24 protein-coding genes are annotated in these 25,575 nt (G+C 51.3%); 14 read left to right on the forward strand and 10 right to left on the reverse strand.

The window, feature by feature from the left end:
- Positions 1 to 164 precede the first annotated feature (164 nt).
- The 5 genes from AB7038_RS01830 to AB7038_RS01850 all read left to right on the forward strand — a co-directional run bounded on the left by AB7038_RS01830 (position 165) and on the right by AB7038_RS01850 (position 4,756).
- The gene (locus AB7038_RS01830; RefSeq protein ID WP_369452646.1) at positions 165 to 1,094 is read left to right on the forward strand and encodes a metal ABC transporter substrate-binding protein; all 930 of its coding nucleotides are present in this window, start codon (positions 165 to 167) and stop codon (positions 1,092 to 1,094) included.
- A complete protein-coding gene (locus AB7038_RS01835) occupies positions 1,091 to 1,975 on the forward strand; it encodes a manganese/iron ABC transporter ATP-binding protein (protein ID WP_046893575.1) in 885 nt (294 codons plus the stop codon). Before AB7038_RS01830 ends, AB7038_RS01835 begins: the two co-directional genes overlap by 4 nt.
- Entirely contained in the window at positions 1,972 to 2,847 is an 876-nt protein-coding gene (locus AB7038_RS01840) for a metal ABC transporter permease (protein ID WP_368889201.1), read from the forward strand. Before AB7038_RS01835 ends, AB7038_RS01840 begins: the two co-directional genes overlap by 4 nt.
- The gene (locus AB7038_RS01845) at positions 2,844 to 3,698 is read left to right on the forward strand and encodes a metal ABC transporter permease (RefSeq protein WP_368889200.1); all 855 of its coding nucleotides are present in this window, start codon (positions 2,844 to 2,846) and stop codon (positions 3,696 to 3,698) included. The genes AB7038_RS01840 and AB7038_RS01845 overlap by 4 nt, the downstream gene beginning before the upstream one ends.
- 194 nt (positions 3,699 to 3,892) lie before the next feature.
- Positions 3,893 to 4,756: a fructosamine kinase family protein gene (locus tag AB7038_RS01850; protein WP_368889199.1), complete on the forward strand. Its 864-nt coding sequence runs from the start codon at positions 3,893 to 3,895 to the stop codon at positions 4,754 to 4,756.
- A gap of 70 nt (positions 4,757 to 4,826) precedes the next feature.
- Here the strand turns inward: AB7038_RS01850 and AB7038_RS01855 are convergent, their stop codons facing one another.
- Positions 4,827 to 5,366: a YniB family protein gene (locus tag AB7038_RS01855; RefSeq protein ID WP_072868450.1), complete on the reverse strand. Its 540-nt coding sequence runs from the start codon at positions 5,364 to 5,366 to the stop codon at positions 4,827 to 4,829.
- 180 nt (positions 5,367 to 5,546) lie between these two features.
- Here AB7038_RS01855 and hxpB point away from each other — a divergent pair, with 180 nt between their 5' ends.
- From hxpB to AB7038_RS01870, 3 genes are all read left to right on the forward strand, one after another.
- Positions 5,547 to 6,212: a hexitol phosphatase HxpB gene (hxpB, locus tag AB7038_RS01860; protein ID WP_368889198.1), complete on the forward strand. Its 666-nt coding sequence runs from the start codon at positions 5,547 to 5,549 to the stop codon at positions 6,210 to 6,212.
- A 165-nt stretch (positions 6,213 to 6,377) separates the two neighbouring features.
- Positions 6,378 to 6,935 carry a metal-dependent hydrolase gene (locus AB7038_RS01865; protein WP_369452647.1) on the forward strand — a complete coding sequence of 186 codons (558 nt, stop codon included), beginning with the start codon at positions 6,378 to 6,380 and terminating at the stop codon, positions 6,933 to 6,935.
- Between the two features lie 234 nt (positions 6,936 to 7,169).
- Positions 7,170 to 8,564, forward strand: a complete 1,395-nt coding sequence (locus AB7038_RS01870; protein WP_072868457.1) for an L-cystine transporter — start codon at positions 7,170 to 7,172, stop codon at positions 8,562 to 8,564.
- 173 nt (positions 8,565 to 8,737) lie between these two features.
- Here the strand turns inward: AB7038_RS01870 and htpX are convergent, their stop codons facing one another.
- From htpX to maeB, 3 genes are all read right to left on the reverse strand, one after another.
- Positions 8,738 to 9,619: a protease HtpX gene (gene htpX / locus AB7038_RS01875; RefSeq protein WP_119312732.1), complete on the reverse strand. Its 882-nt coding sequence runs from the start codon at positions 9,617 to 9,619 to the stop codon at positions 8,738 to 8,740.
- A gap of 342 nt (positions 9,620 to 9,961) precedes the next feature.
- Entirely contained in the window at positions 9,962 to 10,351 is a 390-nt protein-coding gene (locus tag AB7038_RS01880) for a VOC family protein (RefSeq protein ID WP_072868459.1), read from the reverse strand.
- 53 nt (positions 10,352 to 10,404) lie between these two features.
- Positions 10,405 to 12,684, reverse strand: coding sequence for an NADP-dependent oxaloacetate-decarboxylating malate dehydrogenase (gene maeB, locus AB7038_RS01885; RefSeq protein WP_368889196.1), 2,280 nt, complete (start codon positions 12,682 to 12,684; stop codon positions 10,405 to 10,407).
- 453 nt (positions 12,685 to 13,137) lie between these two features.
- On the opposite strand from maeB, the gene AB7038_RS01890 reads away from it, so the two are divergent.
- Positions 13,138 to 13,767 carry a LuxR C-terminal-related transcriptional regulator gene (locus AB7038_RS01890; protein WP_369452648.1) on the forward strand — a complete coding sequence of 210 codons (630 nt, stop codon included), beginning with the start codon at positions 13,138 to 13,140 and terminating at the stop codon, positions 13,765 to 13,767.
- Positions 13,768 to 13,796: 29 nt separating this feature from the next.
- Here AB7038_RS01890 and AB7038_RS01895 read toward each other — a convergent pair whose 3' ends face one another.
- Positions 13,797 to 14,354, reverse strand: coding sequence for a hypothetical protein (locus AB7038_RS01895; RefSeq protein ID WP_024473281.1), 558 nt, complete (start codon positions 14,352 to 14,354; stop codon positions 13,797 to 13,799).
- Between the two features lie 162 nt (positions 14,355 to 14,516).
- Between AB7038_RS01895 and AB7038_RS01900 the strand changes: the two genes are divergently transcribed.
- From AB7038_RS01900 to AB7038_RS01910, 3 genes are read left to right on the forward strand one after another with little or no spacing between them, the layout of a single operon-like run.
- Complete coding sequence (locus tag AB7038_RS01900) at positions 14,517 to 14,894, forward strand: ArsC family reductase (protein ID WP_368889195.1); 378 nt, start codon at positions 14,517 to 14,519, stop codon at positions 14,892 to 14,894.
- Between the two features lie 15 nt (positions 14,895 to 14,909).
- Positions 14,910 to 16,040, forward strand: a complete 1,131-nt coding sequence (gene dapE / locus AB7038_RS01905) for a succinyl-diaminopimelate desuccinylase (protein WP_369452649.1) — start codon at positions 14,910 to 14,912, stop codon at positions 16,038 to 16,040.
- Complete coding sequence (locus tag AB7038_RS01910; protein ID WP_368889193.1) at positions 16,037 to 16,714, forward strand: M15 family metallopeptidase; 678 nt, start codon at positions 16,037 to 16,039, stop codon at positions 16,712 to 16,714. The genes dapE and AB7038_RS01910 overlap by 4 nt, the downstream gene beginning before the upstream one ends.
- On the opposite strand, the gene AB7038_RS01915 is transcribed toward AB7038_RS01910, so the two are convergent.
- The gene (locus AB7038_RS01915) at positions 16,711 to 17,127 is read right to left on the reverse strand and encodes a DUF454 family protein (RefSeq protein ID WP_072868473.1); all 417 of its coding nucleotides are present in this window, start codon (positions 17,125 to 17,127) and stop codon (positions 16,711 to 16,713) included. The two genes, AB7038_RS01910 and AB7038_RS01915, sit on opposite strands and share 4 nt — an antisense overlap.
- Before the next feature lie 181 nt (positions 17,128 to 17,308).
- A complete protein-coding gene (gene mdlC / locus AB7038_RS01920) occupies positions 17,309 to 18,940 on the reverse strand; it encodes a benzoylformate decarboxylase (protein ID WP_369452650.1) in 1,632 nt (543 codons plus the stop codon).
- 1,003 nt (positions 18,941 to 19,943) lie between these two features.
- On the opposite strand from mdlC, the gene AB7038_RS01925 reads away from it, so the two are divergent.
- Both AB7038_RS01925 and AB7038_RS01930 read left to right on the forward strand, forming a co-directional pair.
- Positions 19,944 to 21,593, forward strand: a complete 1,650-nt coding sequence (locus AB7038_RS01925; RefSeq protein WP_369452651.1) for a methyl-accepting chemotaxis protein — start codon at positions 19,944 to 19,946, stop codon at positions 21,591 to 21,593.
- Positions 21,594 to 21,781: 188 nt separating this feature from the next.
- Positions 21,782 to 21,979, forward strand: a complete 198-nt coding sequence (locus AB7038_RS01930; RefSeq protein ID WP_004239956.1) for a YpfN family protein — start codon at positions 21,782 to 21,784, stop codon at positions 21,977 to 21,979.
- On the opposite strand, the gene AB7038_RS01935 is transcribed toward AB7038_RS01930, so the two are convergent.
- The 3 genes from AB7038_RS01935 to ypfJ form a co-directional block, all read right to left on the reverse strand.
- A complete protein-coding gene (locus tag AB7038_RS01935; RefSeq protein ID WP_369452652.1) occupies positions 21,966 to 23,972 on the reverse strand; it encodes a tRNA(Met) cytidine acetyltransferase TmcA in 2,007 nt (668 codons plus the stop codon). The two genes, AB7038_RS01930 and AB7038_RS01935, sit on opposite strands and share 14 nt — an antisense overlap.
- A gap of 9 nt (positions 23,973 to 23,981) precedes the next feature.
- Entirely contained in the window at positions 23,982 to 24,434 is a 453-nt protein-coding gene (locus AB7038_RS01940) for a DUF441 domain-containing protein (protein ID WP_025154808.1), read from the reverse strand.
- Positions 24,435 to 24,537: 103 nt separating this feature from the next.
- Complete coding sequence (ypfJ, locus tag AB7038_RS01945) at positions 24,538 to 25,425, reverse strand: KPN_02809 family neutral zinc metallopeptidase (protein WP_108656861.1); 888 nt, start codon at positions 25,423 to 25,425, stop codon at positions 24,538 to 24,540.
- Positions 25,426 to 25,575: the final 150 nt, after the last annotated feature.

The raw sequence follows: 25,575 nt of genomic DNA on the forward strand, positions 1-25,575 counted from the left end.
TTAACTTTTACATTTTATGTGATTCATAGCATAGTGTGAATCGATCGTACTGAATGTTATAAAGATATTACGGAAGTGCTTGACATCATCAAATGATATTGATAATCATTATCAATAACGATATCCTTAGTGATTGTCACACTTTAACCAGGCAGGCTGATAAAATGAACAAAAAACAAAATACCTTTTCCCTTCCGTCCCTGGCACAGATATTCCGCCATGCTGTGCTGCTGCTTACCCTGTGCGCGGTCAGCGGGTATGCTGCAGCGGCGGAAAAAAAATTTAAGGTCGTAACCACCTTCACCATTATTCAGGATATGGCGCAGAATGTGGCCGGTGATGCCGCTGTTGTGGAATCCATCACCAAACCCGGTGCCGAAATTCATGATTACCAGCCGACCCCGAAAGACATCATGCGGGCGCAGGATGCGGATCTTATCCTGTGGAACGGCCTGAACCTGGAACGCTGGTTTGAGCGCTTTTTTGAAAATTTACAGGATGTCCCGGCGGTTGTCATTACCGAAGGTATTACCCCTAATTCCATCCGCGGCGGCGCATATAACGGTAACCCGAACCCGCATGCATGGATGTCCCCGACCAACGCGCTGATGTACATCGAAAATATCCGGGCTGCGCTGGTAAAACATGACCCCGCGAATGCGGAAACCTACAATAAAAACGCAGCTGAGTATGCCGCGAAGATAAAAGCACTTGATGCCCCGCTCCGTGCCCGTTTGGCCAACATTCCGGAAAACCAGCGCTGGCTTGCGACCAGTGAAGGCGCATTCAGTTATCTGGCGAATGACTACGGTTTTCAGGAAGTATACCTGTGGCCGATTAACGCAGAAGAGCAAGGTACCCCGCAACAGGTCCGCCACATGATTGATACCGTCCGTGAATATAAAATTCCGGTCGTCTTCAGCGAAAGCACCATTTCTGACAAACCGGCTAAACAGGTCGCCAAAGAAACCGGCGCAGAGTACGGCGGTGTACTGTATGTGGATTCCCTGTCTGCCGCTGACGGCCCTGTTCCGACCTATATTGATCTGCTCAATACCACTGTAGATACTATCGCCAAAGGATTTCATCAATGAGTGATCAATTCAGCAAACCACAGCTGGTTGTCGATAACGCCACTGTCACTTATAACAACGGCCATACCGCGATTTTTGATGCCAGTTTCAGCATAGAGGGCGGCTCTATCTGTGCCCTCGTCGGTATTAACGGCAGCGGTAAATCCACCCTGTTTAAAACCATTATGGGGCTGGTCACACCAACACAGGGCCGGGTGACACTGAATGATGAACCAGTACGTGCCGCGCTGAAAAAGAATGTGATTGCCTATGTCCCGCAGACAGAAGAAGTGGACTGGAACTTTCCTGTTCTGGTCTCTGATGTGGTGATGATGGGCCGTTACGGAAAAATGGGGTTTCTGCGCATTCCCGGTAAAGAGGACAAAAAAGCTGTCGCCGATGCACTGGAACGTGTCGGTCTTACCGGGCTGGGTCACCGCCAGATAGGCGAGCTTTCCGGCGGCCAGAAAAAGCGTGTATTTCTGGCCCGCGCCCTGGCACAGAACGGCAAAGTATTGCTGCTGGATGAGCCGTTTACCGGTGTGGATGTCAAAACAGAGAATGCGATTATCGATTTACTGCGTTCACTGCGCGAAGAGGGGCATCTGGTACTGGTCTCCACCCATAACCTCGGCAGTGTGCCGGAGTTCTGTGATCATGTGATCCTGATAAACCGTACTGTGCTCGACAGCGGCCCGACTGCCACCACATTTACACAGAAAAACCTGGAAAAAACCTTCGGCGGTGTGCTGCGTCATATCAATCTGTCCGGGCCGGATCTGCATGACGACGATGACCCGCGTTCACTGACCGTTATTACGGATGACGAACGCGCCGCTGTCTTCTACGGCCATCAGGATAATCTGACGGTGAAAACCGGCAGTAAGGACGAGCAGCCATGACAGAGCTGTTACTCCAGCCGTTTGAATACAATTATATGGTGAAAGCTATCTGGGTGAGCGGCATTGTCGGTGCCGTGTGTGCCTTTCTGTCCGCTTACCTGATGCTCAAGGGCTGGTCACTGATGGGGGATGCCCTCTCCCACTCCGTAGTTCCCGGCGTGGCGGGAGCTTACGCTCTCGGCTTTCCCTACTCTGTCGGTGCGTTCTTCACCGGGATGCTGGCTGCCCTTTCCATGACCTTTGTCCGTCATCTGACACGGTTGCGGGAAGATGCGGTGATCGGGTTTATATTTTCCACCTTCTTTGCCGCCGGTCTGCTGATCGTTTCCCTGAACCCGACCTCTGTGAATGTGCAGACCATTATTATGGGGAATATCCTCGGTATTGCCGATGAAGACATGCTGCAGGTGGAAATTATTATTGCTGTTTCTTTCCTCGTGCTGATGTTTATCTGGAAAGATCTTCTGGTGGTATTCTTTGATGAAACCCATGCCCGCTCAATCGGCCTGAACCCGCTGGCACTGAAAATTATTTTCTTTACTCTGCTCAGTGCCTGTACCGTCGCGGCACTCCAGACAGTCGGGGCAATTCTGGTAATTGCAATGGTGATTACCCCGGGAGCTACCGCCTATCTGCTGACCGATCAGTTTAAAAAGCTGCTGATTATCGCCGTCGTTTTAGGGGCAGTCACCAGCAGTACCGGTGCCTACATCAGTTATTTCCTGAACGGCGCGACCGGCGGCATGATTGTGACCTTACAGACTATTGTTTTCCTGATTGCCTTCTTCTTTGCACCAAAACACGGCATGCTCTCTGCCCGCCGCCGTGCCCGCCGTGAATCAGCAAAACTGCGTCAGGAGGCAAACTCATGAGTGATTTTCTGACCTCTCTGTTTATTGACCCGTTTGCCTTTCCGTTTATGCAGCGTGCCATGTTTGCCGCTATTCTGACCGGTGCAGTTTGTGCAGTTCTCTCCTGCTTCCTGGTGCTCAAAGGCTGGTCGCTGATGGGGGATGCGATTTCCCATGCGGTCCTGCCGGGTATTGTACTGGCCTTCGTGATGGGCATTCCGCTGATTATCGGTGCGTTTGTATCGGGACTTTTCTGTGCTTTTGCCACCGGTTACCTGAAAGAACACAGCCGGATCAAAGAAGATACCGTAATGGGGATTGTTTTCTCCGGCATGTTTGCCCTCGGTCTGGTGCTGTTTACCCGCATTGATACCGAACAACACCTGACACACATTCTGTTTGGTAACATCCTCGGGATCACTCAGGCAGAACTGCGTCAGACCCTGATTATCGCGGGGCTGACCATGGTGGTACTGATGGTGAAATACAAAGATTTCATGCTGTACTGCTTTGATCCCAACCAGGCACGGGTTATCGGGCTGCCGGTCCGTATGCTGCACTACGGGCTGTTATCGCTGCTGGCACTGACTATCGTCGCTTCTCTCCAGGCTGTCGGGATTATTCTGGTGATCGCCATGCTTATTTCACCGGGTATCATCGCCTTCCTGCTGTGCCGCAGCTTCGGTAAAATGATTCTGGTGGCGATTATGGTCTCTGTCAGCTCCAGCTATATCGGCACTGTCGTCAGCTTCCATATCGACGGCGCTACCGGCGCCTGTATTGTCCTGGTACAGGCACTCTATTTTGTGCTGGCACTGATTTATAACCAGCTGAGGTTATCTGCCCTCAAACGCCGCAGACAGGTTGCCTGACCTTCTGCATCACGGGGGATATTCTGTCACCGGGATATCCCCCGCTTCCGGACTCTTCCGAAACAACCATCCGTTTTTGTCCTTTTCTGTATTTCCCTGCTCTTACTGTGTAATTTGTGTGAGATGTCCGCTTTTTTCTTTTATTTTCCGGCGGTAAGATAGACTGACTGATAGACGGCTTAGTGAGGTGGCTCATGTGGCAGGCAGCAGGACGTATACTCAGTGAACATTTCGGCGAACACTCGTTCTCTGACAAGAAACAACTCGATGGCGGTGAAATCCACCGTTCCCGGAGTGCCCGTTACGGCGATCATCCGGTTTTTATCAAATATAACCGGCGTGACATGTTGCAGGTATTCAAAACCGAGGCGGAGCAGCTTGATGCTCTCAGCCGCAGTCGTACGCTGACAACCCCCGCTGTTTATGGTGTCGGGTCGACAAAAGAGTTCAGCTTCCTGATTATGGAATATCTGCCGCTGAAGCCTTTTGATTCCCATTCCGCCTATATGTTCGGGCAGCAGCTGGCCCGTCTGCACCAGTGGCATGAACAACCCCGTTACGGTTTCGATGAAGATAATCTGCTCGGCACCAATCCCCAGCCGAATGCCTGGGATAAAAAATGGGCTTCTTTCTTTGCTGAAAAACGGATCGGCTGGCAGTTACAGTTGGCGAAAGAAAAAGGTATCATCTTCGGCGATATTGACAGCATTATCCGGCGTGTACAGCAAAGGCTGTCTGACCACCAGCCGCAGCCATCCCTGCTCCACGGTGATCTGTGGCCGTCAAACTGTGCTGCGGTGGCTGACGGCGGAACAGTTGCGTTTGACCCGGCGTGTTACTGGGGTGATCGCGAGTGTGACCTGGCGATGCTCTCCTTTTTCCCTGAACTGCCGATGCAAATCCTCGACGGCTATCAGCAGATCTGGCCGCTGGAAAGTGGTTTCTTAGAGCGCCAGCCGCTCTATCAGCTCTATTATCAGCTTCACCGCAGTCATTTATTTGGTGATCGTTATTATCAGAGTGCACAGACGATTATTGACGATATTCTCGCCGGCTAATCCCTGTTTTGCAGATAAAAAAATACCCCGTCAGAGACTCTGCGGGGTATTTTTATTCAGGCTGTTTTGCTTACCAGTTAAGAAACTTAATTAAGAACCACGCAATCGCGCCGATAAATACCGGCAGCACATACAGCACAAAAATTTGCCGGAAAATAGTGTGATTCGGAATACGTATTTTCGCGATTAAATCCGCCGGTGTTTTTCCGCTCTCTCTGGCATTTTCAATAATGGCCTGATCTTCAATATTCTCGCGGATAAATTTTACCTGCCGGGACATACGGATACCGGATGCACTCAGCGCCAGCCCCACAAACATCAGGATATAAATCAGTAAAAAACTCAGATTGTGACCTTCAAAACCGAGTAATTTATCCGGTACAGGAGAGTTATTCCAGAATGTGTTCAGGAACGGTGTATTCACACGGATCATTTCCGTCACCACATTGATAAAATCCCCGATAACGGCATTAATTTTATCACTGCCGGTACTCTGCTGATGGGCCAGTTTCAGTAACGAAACAAGGGTTGAGATCAGGGCCGGAATAAAAACCACCCAGCCTGCCACCCGTTTAAATACAGCAACCCAGCGTGCCTGTTGCAGCGTCATGCGCTTTCCTCATTTGATTTTTTCCCTGTCATCATAGCGCAGAAATCAGGAGAAGATCATTATCATTATTCCTGACTTTTTTACCCCGTAAATAATTAAGTCACTTAATGAACTCTCTGCCCCGGCTTGTTACAATCAGAGAATGTTTTAATTCATTGCAGGATCTCAGGAGCATACACTATGTCCCACGCCTTACCGGTACAGGCCGCTATTTTTGATATGGATGGTTTACTGATTGACTCCGAGCCGTTCTGGCTTCAGAGCGAAAATCAGATTTTCAGCAGCATCGGACTGGATATGTCACTGCGTGATAAGCTGCCAGATATGCTGGGTCTGCGTATCGATCAGGTCGTGGAGCTGTGGTATCAGGTTTCGCCGTGGCAGACCCCCTCTAAAGAAGATGTCATTCAGCGGATTATTGATTCCACGATTGCCATGGTGGAAAAAGAGCGTCCGCTTCTGCCCGGTGTGGAACATGCATTGTCTTTATGTCAGTCACAGGGTCTGAAAATCGCCCTGGCCTCCGCTTCACCGCTCTATATGCTGGAATCCGTGCTGGAAATGTTTAATATCCGCCATTATTTTGATGCAGTGGTGTCCGCCGGTGATCTCCCTTACAGCAAACCGCATCCGCAGGTTTATCTGAATGCCGCTGAAGCGCTGGGTGTTCTGCCGGTGCAGTGTGTGGCGCTGGAAGATTCGGTTAACGGCATGATTGCCTGTAAAGCCGCCCGCATGCGCTCCATTGTGGTTCCGTCCGCTGAAATGGCCGCCGACCCGCGCTGGTCTCTGGCGGATTACCGTCTGTCATCGCTCAGCGAACTGACTGCGGCGATGGTCAGCTGATTATTTTTGTGGCGGGAAATATCCCGCCCTGCTCCGTTAGTGAAATATTCCGGAGTTATTCATTAATAAATAAGCCTTTTTCTTTCTTACCCTCTGGCCGGGCGTCATAAAAAACTTTATACTGTAACACTGTATAAATAAACACCTGAGTATTTACCCGGTATCATGACGGCTGAGGGTCACCTGCTTTTCTCTGTCGCTTCTGTAGTGATGGTTCATCAGCTTCAGATTTCGCCTGATATCAGTCAGGGGGACTGGCTGCACCTGATCCCCGGCGCCCTTGCCGGTGCACTGCTGCCGGATATTGACCATCCGAAATCCATGCTGGGACAGTGGGTCCGCTTTGTTTCAGTGCCAATCTCCCGTCTGTGCGGCCACCGGGGCTTCACCCACAGTCTGCTGGCTATTCTGACCGGCGTTATTCTGTTCCGCACACAACTGCCGGTCAGCTGGTCTGTTCCTGCGGATTTTTATCAGGCCGTGATTGTCGGGTATCTCAGCCACCTGGCCGGCGATATGCTGACGACCGCCGGGATCCCGCTGTTATGGCCGGTACGCTGGCGTTTCTGCATTCCGCTGCTGGGCAGCAAGGCCAATAAACGGGCGGAACGCAGTGTGGCGCTGATTGTACTGGTAGCTTCGTTCTATCTGCCTGCACACTGGGAAGCCTGGTGGGATCACCTGCGGGAGCTGGTGCTGGCTCAGATATCGGCCAGACTATAAATAATCAGTTTTATATAACCATCCGCTATAGAAAATAGTCTGTTTAATGACTATTCAGGCTAAATTAATCCCTGTGATCTACAATATAGCTATAAATAATTCAGATTAATTATAAGTACTGCAGAAAACTCCTGTTAATCTATAACGCATCCTTTACAGTTTTAGCATCTGCATAACTGTATGCGATTTAGTCAACACACTATAACAACATACCAACAGGTATCGGAGACCGGGATGAACTTTCCATTAATCAGCAATCTCGCCATATTCGTTATTCTGCTGCTGGTGCTGATGAAGCTCAGCAGTAATAAGGACTGGAGTCTGTCCAAAAAGGTACTCACCGGTCTGGTGATCGGTGTTCTGTTCGGCCTCGGGCTGAATGCATTCTACGGCACGGAACACGACGCGGTAAAACAGGCGCTGCCGTGGTTTGATATCGTCGGTAACGGCTATGTGAAGCTGTTACAGATGGTGATTATGCCGCTGGTCTTCGCGTCTATTCTCAGCGCGGTTGCCCGTCTGCACCAGGCATCTTCACTGGGTAAAATCAGCGTACTGACGATCGGCACCCTGCTGATCACCACGGCAATTGCCGCCTTAATCGGTATTCTGATCACCCTCGCTTTCGGTTTAACCGCAGATGGTCTGATTCAGGGCGTGAAAGAAACCGCGCGTCTGACCCAGCTGGAATCTCAGTACGCAGGCAAAGTGTCTGACCTGACACTGCCGCAGCTGATCCTCTCCTTTATTCCGAAAAACCCGTTTGCTGACCTGACCGGCGCTAACCCGACCTCCATCATCAGCGTGGTGATTTTTGCCGCTTTTATGGGTGTTGCCGCACTTCAGCTGATTAAAGATAATGAAGAGCGCGGTGCCAAAGTGCTCAGCGCGATTGATATCCTGCAGGCGTGGGTGATGAAACTGGTGCGTCTGGTGATGCGCTTTACCCCGTACGGCGTATTTGCTCTGATGACCAAAGTGGTTGCCGGTTCAAACATTCAGGACATCATTAAATTAGGGACTTTCGTCGTTGCCTCTTATATTGCGATCCTGCTGATGTTTGTGGTTCACGGCCTGATTGTCGGTATTGCCGGTATCAACCCGCTGCGATTCTTCCGTAAAATCGCACCGGTACTGACTTTCGCCTTTACCAGCCGTTCAAGTGCGGCCAGTATTCCGCTGAGTGTGGAAGCACAAACCCGCCGTATCGGTATTCCTGACTCTATTGCCGGGTTCGCGGCTTCCTTTGGTACCACTATCGGTCAGAACGGCTGTGCGGGGATTTACCCGGCCATGCTGGCGGTAATGGTTGCCCCGACCATGGGTATCAACCCGTTTGACCCGCTGTGGATTGCCACACTGGTCGGTATCGTCACCGTCAGTTCAGCCGGTGTTGCCGGTGTCGGCGGCGGTGCCACCTTCGCGGCACTGATTGTTCTGCCTGCAATGGGTCTGCCGGTCACTCTGGTCGCGCTGCTGATCTCCGTCGAGCCGCTGATTGATATGGGCCGTACCGCCCTGAACGTCAGTGGTTCCATGACTGCCGGGACAGTTACCAGCCAGATCCTGGGCCAGACAGACAAAACCCTGTTTAATAACGATAACGACGAAGATTTACAGCAGGGATAATATCCCGCTGCTGATTATCATCAGATAACAGAAAGCCCGTATTCAGGACATGAATACGGGCTTTTTATTGATATCACAATGGCGCCTGCAGACTAATCACCCGCGTCACACAGCCAGACCATAAAAAGGCCGCAACGCAGGGCGTTACGGCCTTTTTATCATTGTGTCTGAGATTAATTCAGAAACTCACCGCTGCGCAGTGCTTCAATACGCTTATCCAGTGGCGGGTGTGATAAAAACAGTTCACTGAATGATTTATTGCGGCCGTTGATGCAAAACGCCATCATGCTGCCCTCTTCCTGCGGTTCATAGCTGGTTTTCAGGCGTTGCAGTGCGGCGATCATCTTCTCGCGGCCCACCAGTTTTGCCGAGCCCGCATCCGCGTAGAATTCACGGCGGCGTGAGAACCACATGGTGATAATGCTGGCCAGAATGCCGAACACAATTTCCAGTACCATCGATACCGCGAAATAAATCATCGGGTTGCCCTGGCTGCCGGCATTTTCGTCATTGTTGTTTGACATAAAACCTGCCGCCAGTTGTGCCAGAATACGGGAAATAAAGATAACAAAGGTGTTTACCACGCCCTGTAACAGCGTCATGGTCACCATGTCACCATTCGCGATATGGCTGATCTCATGGGCGATAACCGCCTCCGCCTCATCGCGGCTCATATTTTCCAGTAACCCGGAACTGACCGCTACCAGTGACGCATCACGGCGCGCGCCGGTTGCAAAGGCGTTAATATCCGGTGCGTGGTAAATCGCCACTTCCGGCATGCCGATACCGGCCTGCTGTGCCTGACGGCGTACCGTCTCCACCAGCCAGCGTTCCGTCTGAGTGGACGGATTGGTGATCACCTGTCCGCCGACAGAGCGCAGCGCCATCCATTTTGACATCAGCAGAGACACAAATGCGCCGCCGAAACCAAATAACCCTGCCATAATCATCAGTCCGGTCACACTTTGACTCTGAACGCCGGTCAGCGACAGAATAATGCCGAAGACGACCATTACGGCCAGGTTTGTGAGTAAAAATAATGCAATTCGCATCATATCAGTATGATCCTTTAAATAGTGTGCCCATCATATGCCTCAGAAAATAGGGGCATTTTGCCATATTTCAAGGCTTTTTAACCGAATAACTTTAATTATTAAACAACTTTACACTTAATTTTAATAAAGTGATCTTTTGCTGTTTTGTGCGGTTTGGTTTGCTGTGCAGATAATCAGCGTTTTTTATTAAAAAAACACTTTACTTTTTAAATGGGAAAAATTATCATTCTCGTTGTCGGTACCTGAGTAAATTACTAAGGTATTGGCAAACGACATTGCTCACATTGCTTCCAGTATTTCGAAGTTTCTCAGCCAGCCATCGCGCTGGCTTTTTTTTATCCGTCAGCGGGCATAAAACTCCACCGGCAGATTATCCGGGTCAAAACAGAAGAAAAATGACTTGCCGGTAAATTCATCCGTGCGAATGCGGTCACAACGGACACCGCATTGTTTCAGATGTGTTTCCCATGCGGTCAGATCCTGCACTGCAAATGCCAGATGGCGCAGACCGCAGGCTTCCGGCTGTGATACCCGCACCGGACTTGCCGGAAAGGTAAAGAGTTCCAGCAGATACTCTCCGTTCAGTGCCAGATCCACCTTGTAAGAATCCCGTTCCGCACGGTAGTGTTCACTGAGCACGGTAAATCCCAGAACATCACAATAAAACGCCAGACTGGCCGTGAGGTCAGAAGCAATCACGGCGATATGATCCACTTTTTCAATCTTCAGCATATCTTTCCTGTATAACGCCCCGTTACCGGGGCGTTTGATTAACGCGCTCTGTTTTACAACGGCTGAGTCTGTGCTTCCACCGCTGCCAGCGCCACCATGTTGACAATACGCCGCACGGAGGAGATAGACGTCAGAATATGCACCGGCTTGTTAATCCCCATCAGCACAGGACCGACTGTCACCCCTTCCGAGGTGGTCACACGCAACAGGTTATAACTGATACGGGCTGCTTCCCCGTTCGGCATGATCAGCAGGTTTGCCGCGCCTTTCAGCGGGCTGTCCGGCATCAGATCACGGCGGATAGCTTCCACCAGCGCCGCGTCACCGTGCATTTCCCCGTCAATTTCCAGTGATGGTTCCCGCTCGCGGATCAGCGCCAGAGTATCGCGCATTTTCTCTGCAGACGGTGACGGACACGAACCGAAGCTGGAGCGGGACAACAGCGCCACTTTCGGCTCGATACCGAACCGGCGCACTGCTGCTGCGGCCATCAGGGTGATTTCCGCCAGTTGTTCGGCTGTCGGCTCATCATGCACATAGGTATCAGCGATAAAGGTGTTGCCGGTCGGCAGACTGAGCGCATTCATAGCCCCTGCCGTGTGCACACCGTCATGGAAACCAAACACATTTTCCACAATCCGGTAGTGATCATGGTAATCCCCGACTACTCCGCAGATCATGCCGTCCGCCTCACCACGGTGTACCATGATGGCACCGATACTGGTCGGGTTGGTGATAATGGCACGGCGGGCCTGCTCCTGAGTCACGCCCTTGCGTTTCATCAGCTGATAATATTCCTGCCAGTATTCAGCAAAACGCGGGTCACTTTCATTGTTAACAATTTCAAAATCCTGATCCGGCACAATTTGCAGTCCCAGTTTTTTGATTCGCATTTCAATCACATCCGGGCGGCCAATCAGGATCGGATACGCCAGCCCCATGCTGACCAGTTCCTGTGTCGCATGCAGCATGCGCGGCTCTTCCCCTTCGGCCAGCACGATACGCTTGCGGTCTTTGCGTGCCATGGAGAAAATCGGCTTCATAAACAGGGTGGTTTTGTAGACAAACTCATTGAGGTGTTCCAGATAGACACTGAAATCCTCAATCGGACGTGTCGCCACGCCGGTTTCCATCGCTGCTTTTGCCACAGCCGGAGCGATTTTCAGGATAAGACGCGGATCAAATGGTTTCGGGATAATATATTCACGGCCGAAAGATAATTCCTGACCGCCGTAAGCGGAGGCAACCTGCTCGCTCTGCTCTGCCAGTGCCAGATCGGCAATCGCCTTCACGCAGGCCAGTTTCATCTCTTCATTAATCGCCGTTGCGCCAACATCCAGCGCACCACGGAAAATAAACGGGAAACAGAGCACGTTATTGACCTGGTTCGGGTAATCCGAGCGCCCGGTACATATAATGGCATCCGGACGGACGGCCAGTGCCAGCGGCGGCAGAATTTCCGGTTCCGGGTTAGCCAGTGCCAGAATCAGCGGGTCACGCGCCATGCCTTTAACCATCTCCGGTGTCAGCACACCCGGACCGGAACAACCGAGGAAAATATCCGCGCCCGGCATCGCATCCGCGAGTGTCCGCATGCCATTATCGTCAATGGCATACGCCGCTTTGGTTTCCGCCATATTGGCCTCACGGCCTTTGTAGATAACTCCTTTGGAGTCGCAGACAATAATATTGTCGCGTTTCAGGCCCAGCAGCACCATCAGGTTCATACAGGCAACAGAGGCGGCACCCGCACCGGAGACCACCAGACGGACATCACCGATCGCTTTATTGACGATACGCAGTCCGTTGAGTACGGCTGCAGTACTGATAATCGCAGTACCGTGCTGGTCATCATGGAAGACCGGGATTTTCATGCGTTCGCGCAGTTTCTTTTCAATATAGAAACATTCCGGCGCTTTGATATCTTCCAGGTTGATACCGCCGAATGTCGGCTCCAGAGAAGCGATGATATCCACCAGTTTGTCCGGGTCGGTCTCATTGACTTCAATATCAAAAACATCCACGCCGGAGAATTTTTTAAATAAAACCCCTTTTCCTTCCATCACAGGCTTACCGGCCAGCGCCCCGATATTACCGAGACCGAGCACCGCCGTACCGTTGGAGATTACCGCGACCAGGTTACCTTTGGCAGTATATTTATAGGCTGCCAGCGGGTCATCCGCGATTTCGAGGCAGGGAGCCGCCACCCCGGGTGAATAGGCCAGAGCCAGATCACGCTGGGTGGTCAGCGGTTTTGTCGGGGTGACGGTAATTTTACCGGGAGAGGGAAACTGATGAAACTCAAGGGCACTTTGTTTTAATTGTTCGTCCATTTCAGGATCCTTTACAGGCGTTAATAACAGGGTCAGGGCGGACCGGCGGCGTAAGCTCTGCCACCGGCCACGTTATTCAGCGCTACATAATCAGTATACTGATAAATAGCGGAATAGTGAAAAAAGTGTAATATTCATGTAGTTAATGTGCTGAACCTGTTGAAAAAAACAACATATCTCTTATTGGTTATCTGATAATAGCGACCTTCTCCGGCTATACCGCCAATTATATCTTCCTGTCTTAAACCCTGAACTTCATCCTTATAATATGCTCCATGTTATTAGGGACATTATTATTTTTAAATACTTTGTTATTTGCACATATAACACTTTTGCGTAAAAATTAATTGTCCTGGCGATTATGGTATATTTTGCATTTAAATAATTAATATATCAATTAAATCGTTTTAATTAATATTATCTCATACCGTACACCCGGCAAGGGAGAACTCTATGCCTCATCACACTATTATGGTTATTGATGACCATCCGTTGTTACGTTATGGTTTTAAAATGCTTTTACAGCCGGATTATGCATTAACCATTATGCCGGAATTCACTGACAACAATGGTTTGTTCAGTCATATCCATCAGAATACCCCCCGAATGATTATATTAGATATCAATGTCCGTGCTTTTTCCGGTATTGATTTTATTAAAAAATTACGCCATAAGAAAATATCCAGTTATATCCTGGTGTTTTCGCAATCACGGGAACGGAATGATATATACGCTGCTATTGATGCCGGTGCTGATGGTTATTTATTAAAGAATTGCGATGTTGATTATTTATTAAGTCAGATTAAAAATGCCTTTAAAGGAAAAAAGATTTTCAGTGAGGCAATTTATAAAATTTTGCAGGAACGTGAACACTATCACGATCCGGTCAGTTACCTGACACAGCGGGAAGCCGATGTTCTCAAAGAACTGGCCTGCGGGATGAAAAATAAGGAAATTGCACGGGCACTGTTTATTTCGGAAGAGACAGTGAAAGTACACATCCGCAATATACTGAAAAAGCTGAATGTTTCCACACGGCTCGCCGCCAGCCTGCTCTATCTGAAATACCGGCTGCCCCGCTGAGAGCGATCCCCGGGAACGTTTTCCGGGGGTTATTCGCTTTCTTCATCGATACTCGCCGGTGTCGGATAATTGAGCAGCTCCAGGGTACCGTCCGGATTTTCGCGGACATCCACCTGGATCACCTCTTTATTCATCCCCCGGAGGATCGTATCCACTTCACTGTAGGCGTAGCGGATATTTTTATCCCGTGCCCAGTCCGGCATGCCGGTCACACCATAGTAAAAGTACACGGTACTGATGCCGTTGCCCTGCGGCTCTATCGCCTTAATTTTACTGATACGCAGTGCGCCGTAACAAAAATCCTCGTGCGCCTGCCAGGCTTCTTTACCTTTGTCCGTCAGCTGATATTCCACGCCGGACGATTCAATAGTCGCACTGATAAAACCGACGGAAGCCAGTGCATTCAGCCGTGAAATCATCCATGGCTCTGACTGACTTGAGCTGAACTGCGGCCATTTGTGTTCATCCAGGCACAGTTCGCTGTTTTCCGTAAATTTGAGCTGAAGTTCATTCAGATACACGTCCGTTTGTCCCGCGAGGGTAAAGCTGGCAAATAACAGCGTGCTTCCGGCTAAGTACTCTTTCATCGATCCTGTCTCAACATCTTCCGGATGTTTTTGTCATGGTTATGGCGTAATGCTACCCCACTTTTTTGCATTTATCGAATACTCTCTGCACGTAAGATTCTGGATAACTGCATCAAATTCCCGCATTATGCTATTTTTCGTGTTCACGACAAAGGATAAAAGATGAAAAATACAACCTCCGTCTGCCGGATTTTCGGGATTAAAAACTGCGACACGATGAAAAAAGCCCGGGCATGGCTGGATGCTCATCAGATAGCGTATGAGTTTCATGATTACCGGCAGGATGGCGCGGATACAGAACTGCTCAGTGAGTTCGCCCGTCATATCGACTGGACACAACTGCTCAACAAACGCGGCACCACCTGGCGTCAGCTGGATAAAACAGAGCAGGATGCAGTGACAGATGTTCAGTCCGCTATCCGCCTGATGTCTGAGAAACCGGCGCTGATCAAACGCCCGGTGCTGATCTCTGCGGACGGCCGTTATCACCTTGGTTTTAAAGCTGATGATTATCAGCAGTTCTTCAGTCTTCCTGCCTGATACAAAGGAAACACCATGCATTGTCCTGTAACAGAACTGGCAAAACAACTTATCAGCCGGGAATCGGTCAGCCCGGATGATAAAGGCTGCCAGACACTGATGGCTGAACGCCTGACTGCCGCCGGGTTTACCGTCGAACACATGCCTTTCGGCGACACACAAAATTTCTGGGCATACCGGGGCGGCAGCGGCACAACACTGGCCTTTGCCGGTCACACCGATGTGGTACCCCCTGGTGACCTCAGCCACTGGCGCACCCCGCCGTTTGAACCGGCACTGATTGACGGCATGCTGTACGGGCGCGGTGCTGCCGATATGAAAGGCTCGCTGGCGGCCATGATTGTCGCCGCCGAACGTTTCACTGAACGCTATCCGGACTATCCGGGGCGCCTTGCCTTTCTTATCACCTCAGATGAAGAAGCGTCAGCCGTTAACGGCACAGTGAAAGTGGCGGAAACGCTGATGGCGCGCCATGAAAAGGTGGAATATTGCCTGGTCGGTGAGCCGTCAAGCCAGTCACAATTAGGGGATATGATTAAAAACGGCCGCCGGGGTTCCGTTACCGCAAATCTGACCATTCACGGCACCCAGGGCCATGTGGCTTATCCGCATCTGGCTGATAACCCGGTTCACCGCGCCGCGCCGTTTATACAGGAGCTGGTGGCAGAGCACTGGGACAGCGGCAATCAGTTCTTCCCGCCGACCAGCATGCAGATAGCCAATATCCGTGCCGGTACCGGCAGTAACAATATCATTCCCGGTGATCTGTTTATTCAGTTCAATTTCCGCTTCAGCACCGAATCCACCGCCGAATCACTGAAAGCCCGTATTGCCGCGCTGCTGGAAAAACATCAGCTGAAACACACCATTCACTGGTCACTGTCCGGACATCCGTTCCTGACCCCGGAAGGCCCGCTGACCGGTGCGGTCTGCCGTGCCATCGGTCAGTACTGTAATCTGACACCGGAACTCTCCACCAGCGGCGGAACCTCTGACGGACGCTTTATTGCGCGGATGGGCACACAGGTTGTGGAGCTGGGTCCGGTCAATGCCACCATTCATAAAGTGAATGAATGCGTCAGTGCCGCTGATTTGCAGCAACTCAGCCGTATCTATCAACGGATTATGGAGCAGATCCTGCTATGATGACCTTTGAAATGCTGACCGGGCAAACCCGAGATCATGTCATTAATTTTTCCGGTAATCATCATCTGCAATTTAATGCCACCAAAGCGTTTCTCGCCATGCAGAAAGCGGCGGCAACCGCCGGATTTAAGCTGATGCCCGCCAGCTCCTTCCGCGATTTTTCCCGTCAGCAGATTATCTGGAATGAAAAATTTGCCGGGGTCCGCACTGTGAATGATACAGAAAACCGCCCGCTGGATGTCTCCGGACTGTCAGAAGCGGAACGCTGTCAGGCGATCCTGCGCTGGTCAGCCATTCCGGGTGCCAGCCGTCACCACTGGGGAACAGAGGTCGATTATTACGATCCGTTCCGTCTGCCTGCTGACACATCCCTTCAGCTCGAGCCTTGGGAGTATGAGGAAGGCGGCTATTTTGCCGCCCTTTCCGCCTGGCTGGCGGACAATATGGCACAGTTTGATTTTTATCTGCCGTTCACACAGCGTCAGACCGGCGGTGTGGCTTATGAACCGTGGCACATCAGCTACTGGCCGCTCTCTTATGAGGCGGAGCAGCTTTACACCACGGAAACGCTTGAAAGAGTGCTGAAAACACAGGATATCGCCGGTAAAACATGGTTACTGGCTAATCTTGACGCAATTTATCAGCAATATGTCACATTACCGGAGAGCCATTAATCCGGTGATTTCCTCTCTGACGCCGGGGTATTCTCCGGCGTCATTTCATCTGTTTCCGGCAGACGCAGCATAAAGATCAGCAGCCAGACCAGAATACACAGCAGTAACAGCCGGATATAAATCAGTTTCACCAGCCAGAGCGACACCGCGAACGTCAGCAGGATCACGATCACTGCACGCCGCTTTGCTTTGCGCGGCAGACCTCTGTGTGTCTGCCAGTGGCGGATATACCCGCCGAACCAGGAACGGTACAGCAGCCAGTGATGGAACCGGGGGGATGAACGGGAGAAACACCACGCTGCCAGCAGCAGGAACGGCGTTGTCGGCAAAACCGGCAGCACAACCCCCAGCGTTGCCAGGATGACGGCAATCCAGCCTGATAACAGCAGCAGTATACGGGTGAACGGCTTCACGTCCTGAGTCTCCGGTAATGAGAATGCAACTCAATGTTATCGTTGTGTAACACCTTATTCAACCGGCTTGTGATCACAAATGATAATCTGCCGACAAAACGGCGCTCTGTGCCACACAGAGCGCCGTTCAGGCTGCCGGCAGTATTATTACCGGCAGAAAATCAAATGATTGATACTGATATCACATCAGCGGCGGCACCGAAGGCCGGATCGGCACAACGAGCACGGTCGGCCCCTTGCGCTCCAGTGCCGCTTTGCAGGCCGCAATCACCTCAGCTTCGGTTTCTGCCCGGACTGCGGTGCAGCCGTAACCGGTGGCAAGAGCCGCAATATCCAGCCCCGGAATATCCAGACCCGGCACGCCCGGCGTGTCTTCCAGCACCGCGAAAGATTTCAGAATGCCGTACTGCCTGTTTTCCGGAATGACAAACAGGATCGGTAACTGATGCTGTGCGGCAGTCCATAATCCCTGCACAGAATACTGCATAGAGCCGTCACCGATAATCGCCGCCACAGGACGGTTACGTCCGCTGTCCCGTTCACCGAGAGCAATCCCCGCACTGGCCGGTAATGTCCAGCCGAGTGACCCGCTGGCAAAGGTATAGAATGAGTCCGGTTTATCCACCGGCCAGGCCGCATGCAGCTCCCCGAGGTTAGAGGGGGATTCCTCGGTCAGAATCGTTTCTTCCGGCATCGCGCTTCTGACCGCACGGAACAGTTGTGAAGCACTCAGTAACCCGTCTGATGCCGCTTCCGGCGCGGCAGGATGCGGTGCCATACCGTGCGGCTGTTTACTGACGGCGGCTGCCCGCACCGGTCGTGCATTCACCAGCTCAGTTAACTGCTCAACCGCCAGTACCGCATCACATAACAGGCTGTCCCCGACCGGTGCCCGTCCCGCTTCCTGCGGATCATCAGTGATATGCAGCAACCTGAGTCCCTGCGGGATATAGTCACCGGCCACATACGGGTAATAGCGGAAGACCGGTGCACCGATGATCAGCGCCACATCATGCCCGGCGAGTTTGTCCGAGAGCGGTTTCATGGCAAACGGCAGGCCGCCTGCATACAGAGGATGTGATTCCGGAAACGGCGGGCGCTCGGAGGCGGGAGCTGAGTACACCGGCATATTCAGTTTTTCTGCCAGCCGGATCCCGGCGTCCCAGCCTTCTCCCCGCGCAAGGGATGAGCCGTAAATCAGCACCGGATTTTTCGCTTCTGACAGGCACTGTGCAAATTCCCGTATCCGCAGCGGATCGGCGCTGATGCGGTGAGATACCGTACGCACAACGGCGGCATCCGTTTCTGCCGGTTTGTCCCAGTCATCCAGCGGGATCGATAAAAATACCGGGCCCGCCGGCGGTTGCAGTGCCATCGCATACGCCCGCATAAAGGCGGCCGGGACATCTTCCGCCCTCACCGGCTGATAACTCCATTTCACCCACGGCTCCGGCAGTGTTTCCGGCTTAATATTGGTCAGCCACGGCTCCATCAGCAGCATGTCGCGGGTCTGGTTACCGGCGGTAATAATCAGCGGCGTGCGGTTCATATACGCGGTAAGAATATTACTCATCGCGTTACTCAGCCCGGCGGAGGTATGCACATTGACCAGTGCGACATGACGGGTGGATTGTGCATAGCCATCAGCAACAGCAACCGCAGAGGATTCATGTAATGTCTGGATATAACGAAAATCTGCCGGAAAGTTTTTCAGAAAGGTTTCTTCTGTCGACCCCGGATTACCAAAGACAGTGGTGATATTCAGTTGCCGGAGTAATTCAAATGTTACCTGACGGATTGTTTTTCCCATCATAATGCTCCCGTGAAATCATTATTCCGCTGGTACTGAATATACCGGCGAACGCAAAAAGGCATGCAGCCTGTATTATCTGTCTGACGACATTTTTTACTGAAATAACAATAACAAACCAAGGAAATATACATTAACAGAAAACGGAAAAACGCAGATATCCAGACTCTATTACAGTGAAAAATAAAGATCAAACCGCCTCATTGTACTGCGGAGCCGGGTTATCAGGCCGGGTGGTTCATGATTTCTGATATAAAGCAGAAAGATAGAGGTAAGACCAGACAACGGCATCATAAAAAGTCAGTGAAATACACCTGCCCGGGCCAATTGAGAGTGAATAACACGATAACATGCTGTCTGTTTGTGAATCCGTTACAGTATCGTTTAACCCGCAACTGTTATTGTCTGCCGCGTGGTACCAATTGGTTATTTTGGCTTTTTTTTCGGCTCTCTGCGGGTGCAGAGAGCTTTTTTTTTGTGCATCCGGTATACTATCCTGATTATCCGGACCATTTATATGCAGAGGCCATATGCTGAAAATATTCTGCTTTATTACTGTTATTCTTCTGTCAGGCTGTGCCGGAGTCGGTGTTGGCGCATCCGGAGGTTCTGAAGGCGCTTCTGTGGGAATCGGTACGGGCATCGGCTTTTAACCCGGCTCAGTCACGGGGGGTTGAGTCTGACTTCCCTCATAATTTATCAGTCATTTATATTGATAGTGATCCTGTCATATCGGATGACTGTGTTCATATAAAAGCCGGTAATTACCGGCTTTTATTCACAAAGACCCCCCCCGGATTTTTATTTCATATTCCTGATGAAACCCTGCATTGTAATATTATTTTTTACTTTCGCTAATTTTTCATTCCCTCTGTTCATTTCAATAAAAATTACCCCTGTTTTTAGTGTAGATATCCGTAGTGAATATCCGCTTTAATTACCTTCAGCCATAAAACTTATCCCATTGCCGCTCAATACAGTCAGAATGTTAACAAAAGGTAGCGATATGTCAGAAAAAGTAAAGATATCAACAGGCATCCTTATAATTTTAATAGTATTTCTTGTGATTCAATTTATATCATCATTTTATTTTTTCCGATTTATAAACTCACAGAATGAAATAAATAATACGATAACCGTTCAATCGAAAAAAAACTATGCTCTTGACAAGGTATGGATTGGGTTTTTAGAAAACAGATCATTACTTAACATTATATCCAAAGGGCTGATGAAACGTGTTTATGAAAATGACGCACAAAAAAACAAACGACTGGATTATGCTGAAGAACAGATAAAGAAAACAGAATCGGATTGGTTGAAATTCAAATCAACACCAACAAAAACCGGCACCGAAATCGAAAGAAACATGGAATCTGCCTTCAATGAATATTACAACGCTCAGCTTGAGTTAGTTAATTATTTACGAAACAACATGCTGGATAATTTTGATAACCACCCCACCGGTGACTATCAAAATGCATTCGGAAAGTTATATGAGGATTACTATGCGGCAGATGAGAATCATTATCAAAAACTTATTCAAAATAGTAGTGACAATGAAAAATTGACAGTATGGATAACAATATTACTGCTTTCCGGTATCTGCATTACTATTGTTTTGGTCTGGGTTGGTATTCGTCGCTTACTTATTTTACCGATGAATCACTTTCTGGAGAGTATTCAGCATATAGCAAAAGGTGATCTGGTAAGACCGATTAATGTTACAGGGAGTTATGAAATCAAAAAACTCGCTGAAACATTACGCGACATGCAGCACGAGCTTTCAAAAACTGTTGGTGATGTCCGTAATGGTGCAAATACCATTTACAGCGGTGCCGGTGAAATCGCAGCCGGTAATAATGATTTATCTGCCCGTACAAAGCAGCAGGCCGCTTCTCTCGAAGAAACCGCAGCCAGTATGGAGGAGCTGACAGCCAGCGTCCGTCAGAATGCTGATAATGCCCGTCAGGCCAGTCTTCTGGCACTGACAGCCTCCGGGATAGCAGAGCGCGGTGGTAAGGTGGTTAATGATGTCGTGGATACCATGCGTGGTATCGGCGACAGCTCGAAAAAAATTGCGGATATCATCAGTGTAATCGACAGTATTGCATTTCAGACAAATATTCTGGCGCTGAATGCTGCGGTGGAAGCAGCCAGAGCGGGTGAACAGGGCCGGGGGTTTGCAGTCGTGGCCGGTGAGGTCCGTAGTCTTGCCCAGCGCAGCGCACAGGCTGCCCTTGAAATCAAAACACTGATTGAGAATTCTGCCGGCAACGTGGATGCCGGTTCTGTACTGGTTGAACGTGCCGGGGGGACGATGAATGAAATTGTCAGTGCCGTCACCAAAGTGACAGATATTATGAGCGAGATTGCCTCCGCATCGGATGAGCAAAGCCGGGGAATTAACCAGATTGGCGTGGCAGTGACAGAAATGGACCGGGTAACTCAGCAAAATGCAGCATTAGTTGAACAATCAGCAGCGGCTGCCACATCTCTTGAAGAACAGGCGGGCAGGCTGACGCGGGCAGTATCCGTATTTCAGATACAGGCCGGAGAGCAGAAGACCGCTGCGAAAACCAGCATTATAGCGCCGCTGCAACAATCTGTTCCCAAAAAACCGGCAGATAATTCAGATGATGGCTGGGAAACATTTTAATGTTCATTTTGCCTTTATTTACCCGTTTTCCATGGGCTTTTTTACTGTTACCCGTGCAGCAAAATGAACCGGACAGATATCAGGGATAAAATTAAGAAATGTTATTCAGTGCAGAGTGAGTGTGATAATCTTACGTTTACCGGATGCCGGGCAGTATACTGGCGATACAGACAAAAAAGGTAACAACAATGCATTGGTTAGCAGACTACTGGTGGGTCATCCTGGTGCTGTTTGTCGGCGTGATCCTGAACGCCATTAAAGATCTCAAACGCGTGGATCACAAAAAATATCTGCAGAACCGCAGGGAACTGCCGCCTCACCGTGATAATAACGCGCAGTGGGATGATGAGGATGACTGGCCGGATAATAAATCTAAAAAGCCCTGATTTCTTCTGCTGTCTGCTGCGCCCACTTCGGGCGCAGTGTCTGTAATATCACTGCCGTTTCCAGCCTCAGCGCACTAAGTAATGCCTTTTTCCCGCTGATATGCCGCGCTTTCAGTATCTCCGGTTTACCGGACAGCAACTGTGATAACTCTGCTGTCTGTACCGGATATTCCCTTTGCAGAAGTACCAGTGCCGGCTCTGCCACCGCCTGTGGTTTGGCAGCATACGCAAACCCGGCCAGCATCCGCCATTCCCGTTCATTGAGTGATTCTGCCTGCGCCGGCGGTACCGGCGCAAATCCCCATATCCGGGAAAAAACCGCGCAGTCGCGGGCAAACTGCTGTTCTGCTGCATCCGTCAGTGCCTGTCCGGCCGGGGTCAGCGGCAGCAGCAGCATCGCGGTGTAACATCCGCTGCCTGCTTCCGTGTGGGTGCCCGTGCGGACAAAACGAAAGCCGCAGGATGTCCAGAATGCAGCCAGTTCCGGGGTGTAGCCGAAGCTGACTGACAGATAGTCTATACCGCTGTTTTTTGCCGCCTCAGCCGCCCGCTGTAATAACTGACGTCCCAGCGCATTGCGCCGGTAACCCGCATGTACGGCAATACGACTGATACGGCGTGAGTGTAGTTGTGCCGCCTGCGGGAAGTAACTGTGCGCCGCCAGCGACTGTGCCAGCAGGTTTCCGCGCGGCCGCCGCGTACCCGCCCAGACGGACTGTGTCAGTGCCGGCGGTAAGCCGCCCTCGTCTGTCAGCCAGAGGGCCGCTGTCACCTGCTGCCGGTGGCTGAATAACGCGAAATGCTGTCCGGGTGCATCGGCCAGCCGCCGTAAATCCAGCGGGGACGTCCGGTAATGTGCCGCCGTCAGCAGGCCGTAAAACCCGGACAGTAAATCCGGGTCATCACATAACGCCTGCTGTGTTACAGACTGATATTCACACTCACCCGCCGGTGTAATTTTCTCTGCCGGTTCGGTGAGCAGCAGTGCCTCATTCAGCCAGGCTTCTGCCGGGTCATGCTCTGCCCAGCGTACCGGCTGCGTCAGCGTCAGTGGGGTAAACTGCGGCAGTGAGTGACAGAATTTCAGTAAAAAACCCCGTCCGGTGCCTTCATAACCCTGAACAGTGGTCAGCAGCAGCACCCGGGGAAATACCGCCGTAAAACGGGTAAGCAGCGGCAGCGGGATCATAGCCGCTTCGTCAATCACCAGCCAGCCGTAAGCGCTGACATCCGCCGTTTCTGCCAGCGTCAGTAAATTATCCGGGGCGATAAATTCCGTTTGTTGTGAATCATGAAGATAGCGTTGTATCACCGTGACCGTGGCTTTTGCCGGGGCGCATAATAAATGACGGCCCGGCGCTTCTGCCAGGAACAGACCGGCCACGGCGGATTTGCCCCTTCCTCTGGCCGCGGTCAGACAGAAAATACCGCTTTCCGCACGGCGGAGCTGTGCCAGTATCTGCTGCTGCGCAGGGGTCGGGGTGCCGTCCGGGGGCTGCCACCCGTTTTGCGGCGGCAGCAGTGTCATATCAAATGGCCGGTCTTCATAGCGGCAGAGATGAGCAGGATGGATAAGTGTACGGGCGAAGTGGCGCATAAAATGCGGCGCGGGGATCATCTGCCCGCCGTCATTCCAGCGCAGGCTGTCCTCATCCGGCCGGGTCTGCCACTGTGATTCCGGCGGCAGCAGCAGGATCAGCCAGCTGCCTGCCTGCAATGTGCCTGTCAGCATAGCCAGTGCTTCGCTGTGAAGCCCGCGCCGGGCATCAAACACACCGTGGCGGAACTCCTGTCCCAACAACAGACGGGCTTTTTCCGCCGCGATGCCGCCGGGCAGCAGAGCGGAAATCACCGGCCAGTCGCCGGGCGCTGCGTCTCTGATTTCCCGCAGCCGCGATTCACACCAGTCGTCGCTGCCGCTCAGTACCCACAGACGGCGGATACCCTGTATGCGGAGCTGTTCTGTGCAGACGTGAAACAGTGCGGGTAACATAGAAAACCGCTACATCTTACCGACAAGCAGCGACAGGATCCCTGCCGCAATCAGCGGTCCGACCGGTACCCCTCTGAACAGTGCAACACCGATAATGGTACCCACCAGTAAGCCGGCAACCGTGGATGGCTGGTTACTCATCAGTGTGACGCCCCGGCTGCCAAGCCAGGACACCAGTATGCCAATCGCTATCGCCAGCAGGGATTTCCAGTTCAGAAAGGAGCCTAAAACGTCATTAGCACTGATTTTTCCGCTGGCAATCGGTGCCATCACGCCAACGGTCAGAATGAGGATCCCCAGCTTCAGGCCATATTTTTCCACAAACGGGAAATAGCCGTTGAGCGGCGTGATGCGCACAGCCAGCAGAAAAAGAATAGCCAGGGTTACCGTCATGTTATTACTGATAAGCCCGAGCCCGGCTAAGACCAGGAGGATAATCAGGGTCGGGTCAATATTACTCATAGCAGATCCTGCGTGTCGGGGGGAATGAAAGCCGCCAATAGTATGCCGTTATACGATGATAATCAAACTCTGCCGGTTTTGCAGGAAAAACCGGCAGAAAGGCTTATTTCAGTGCGGAAAATGTGTCACATTGCGCAATATTACCGCTGTCAAAACCGCGTTTGAACCACTCATAACGCTGTGCGGATGTTCCGTGTGTGAAACTGTCCGGGATAACCCGTCCCTGACTCTGTTTTTGCAGGCGATCATCACCGATAGCCTGCGCCGCATTCAGGGCATTTTCCAGATCACCGTTTTCGAGGATCCCGGCTTTTTCCATCTCGTGACCCCAGATCCCGGCAAAACAGTCAGCCTGTAATTCCATTTTCACTGACAGGCGGTTTGCCTCTTTCTGGCTGCTGCGCTGCTGACGTTCACGTACCTGACGATCAATACCGAGCAGATGCTGAACATGGTGTCCCACTTCATGAGCGACTACATATCCCTGCGCGAAATCCCCGCCCGCCCCTAATTTGGTGCGCATGTCATCATAGAAAGAGAGGTCGATATAGACTTTCTGATCAGCCGGACAATAAAACGGCCCCATCACCGCCTGCCCCGCACCACAACCGGTCGGAGTGGCTCCGCGGTACAGCACCAGTTTCGGCTCGCGGTACTGCCGGTTCATCTGTGCGAATTTTTGTCCCCAGACCGCTTCGGTTTCCGCCAGCATCACGCCGGTGAATTCCGCCTGTTTCTGTTCCTGTGCACTGCTCTGTGCCGGACGCTGCTGTGAGGTGGTCTGCCCGATATTAACCGGGTCACCGGTAACCAGGCCGGTCAGGTCAATACCGTAAAAACCGGCCACGACCACGATAACGACCACAACCAGTCCGGCCTTGCCACGCGGCAGCGGAATACGCGGCCCGCCTGCGGATCCGCCCGGAATTCTGCCCCCCGCACTGCGGCGGTCTTCAATATTGTCGCTCTGGCGACGCCCTTGCCAACGCATGATGATTCTCTGCTTATCGGATAATAGTCGGATAACCACATAGTACAGAGAAAATGAAGTGAGGAAAAATGCTTCTTTCTTTCAGGGGAGTAATAAATCAGCTTAACGCCGGTGATAAGCGGGTTCTGTTATCACCGGCAATGCATTCAT

The organism is Morganella morganii (genome assembly GCF_041099235.1).
GTDB lineage: Bacteria > Pseudomonadota > Gammaproteobacteria > Enterobacterales > Enterobacteriaceae > Morganella > Morganella morganii_E.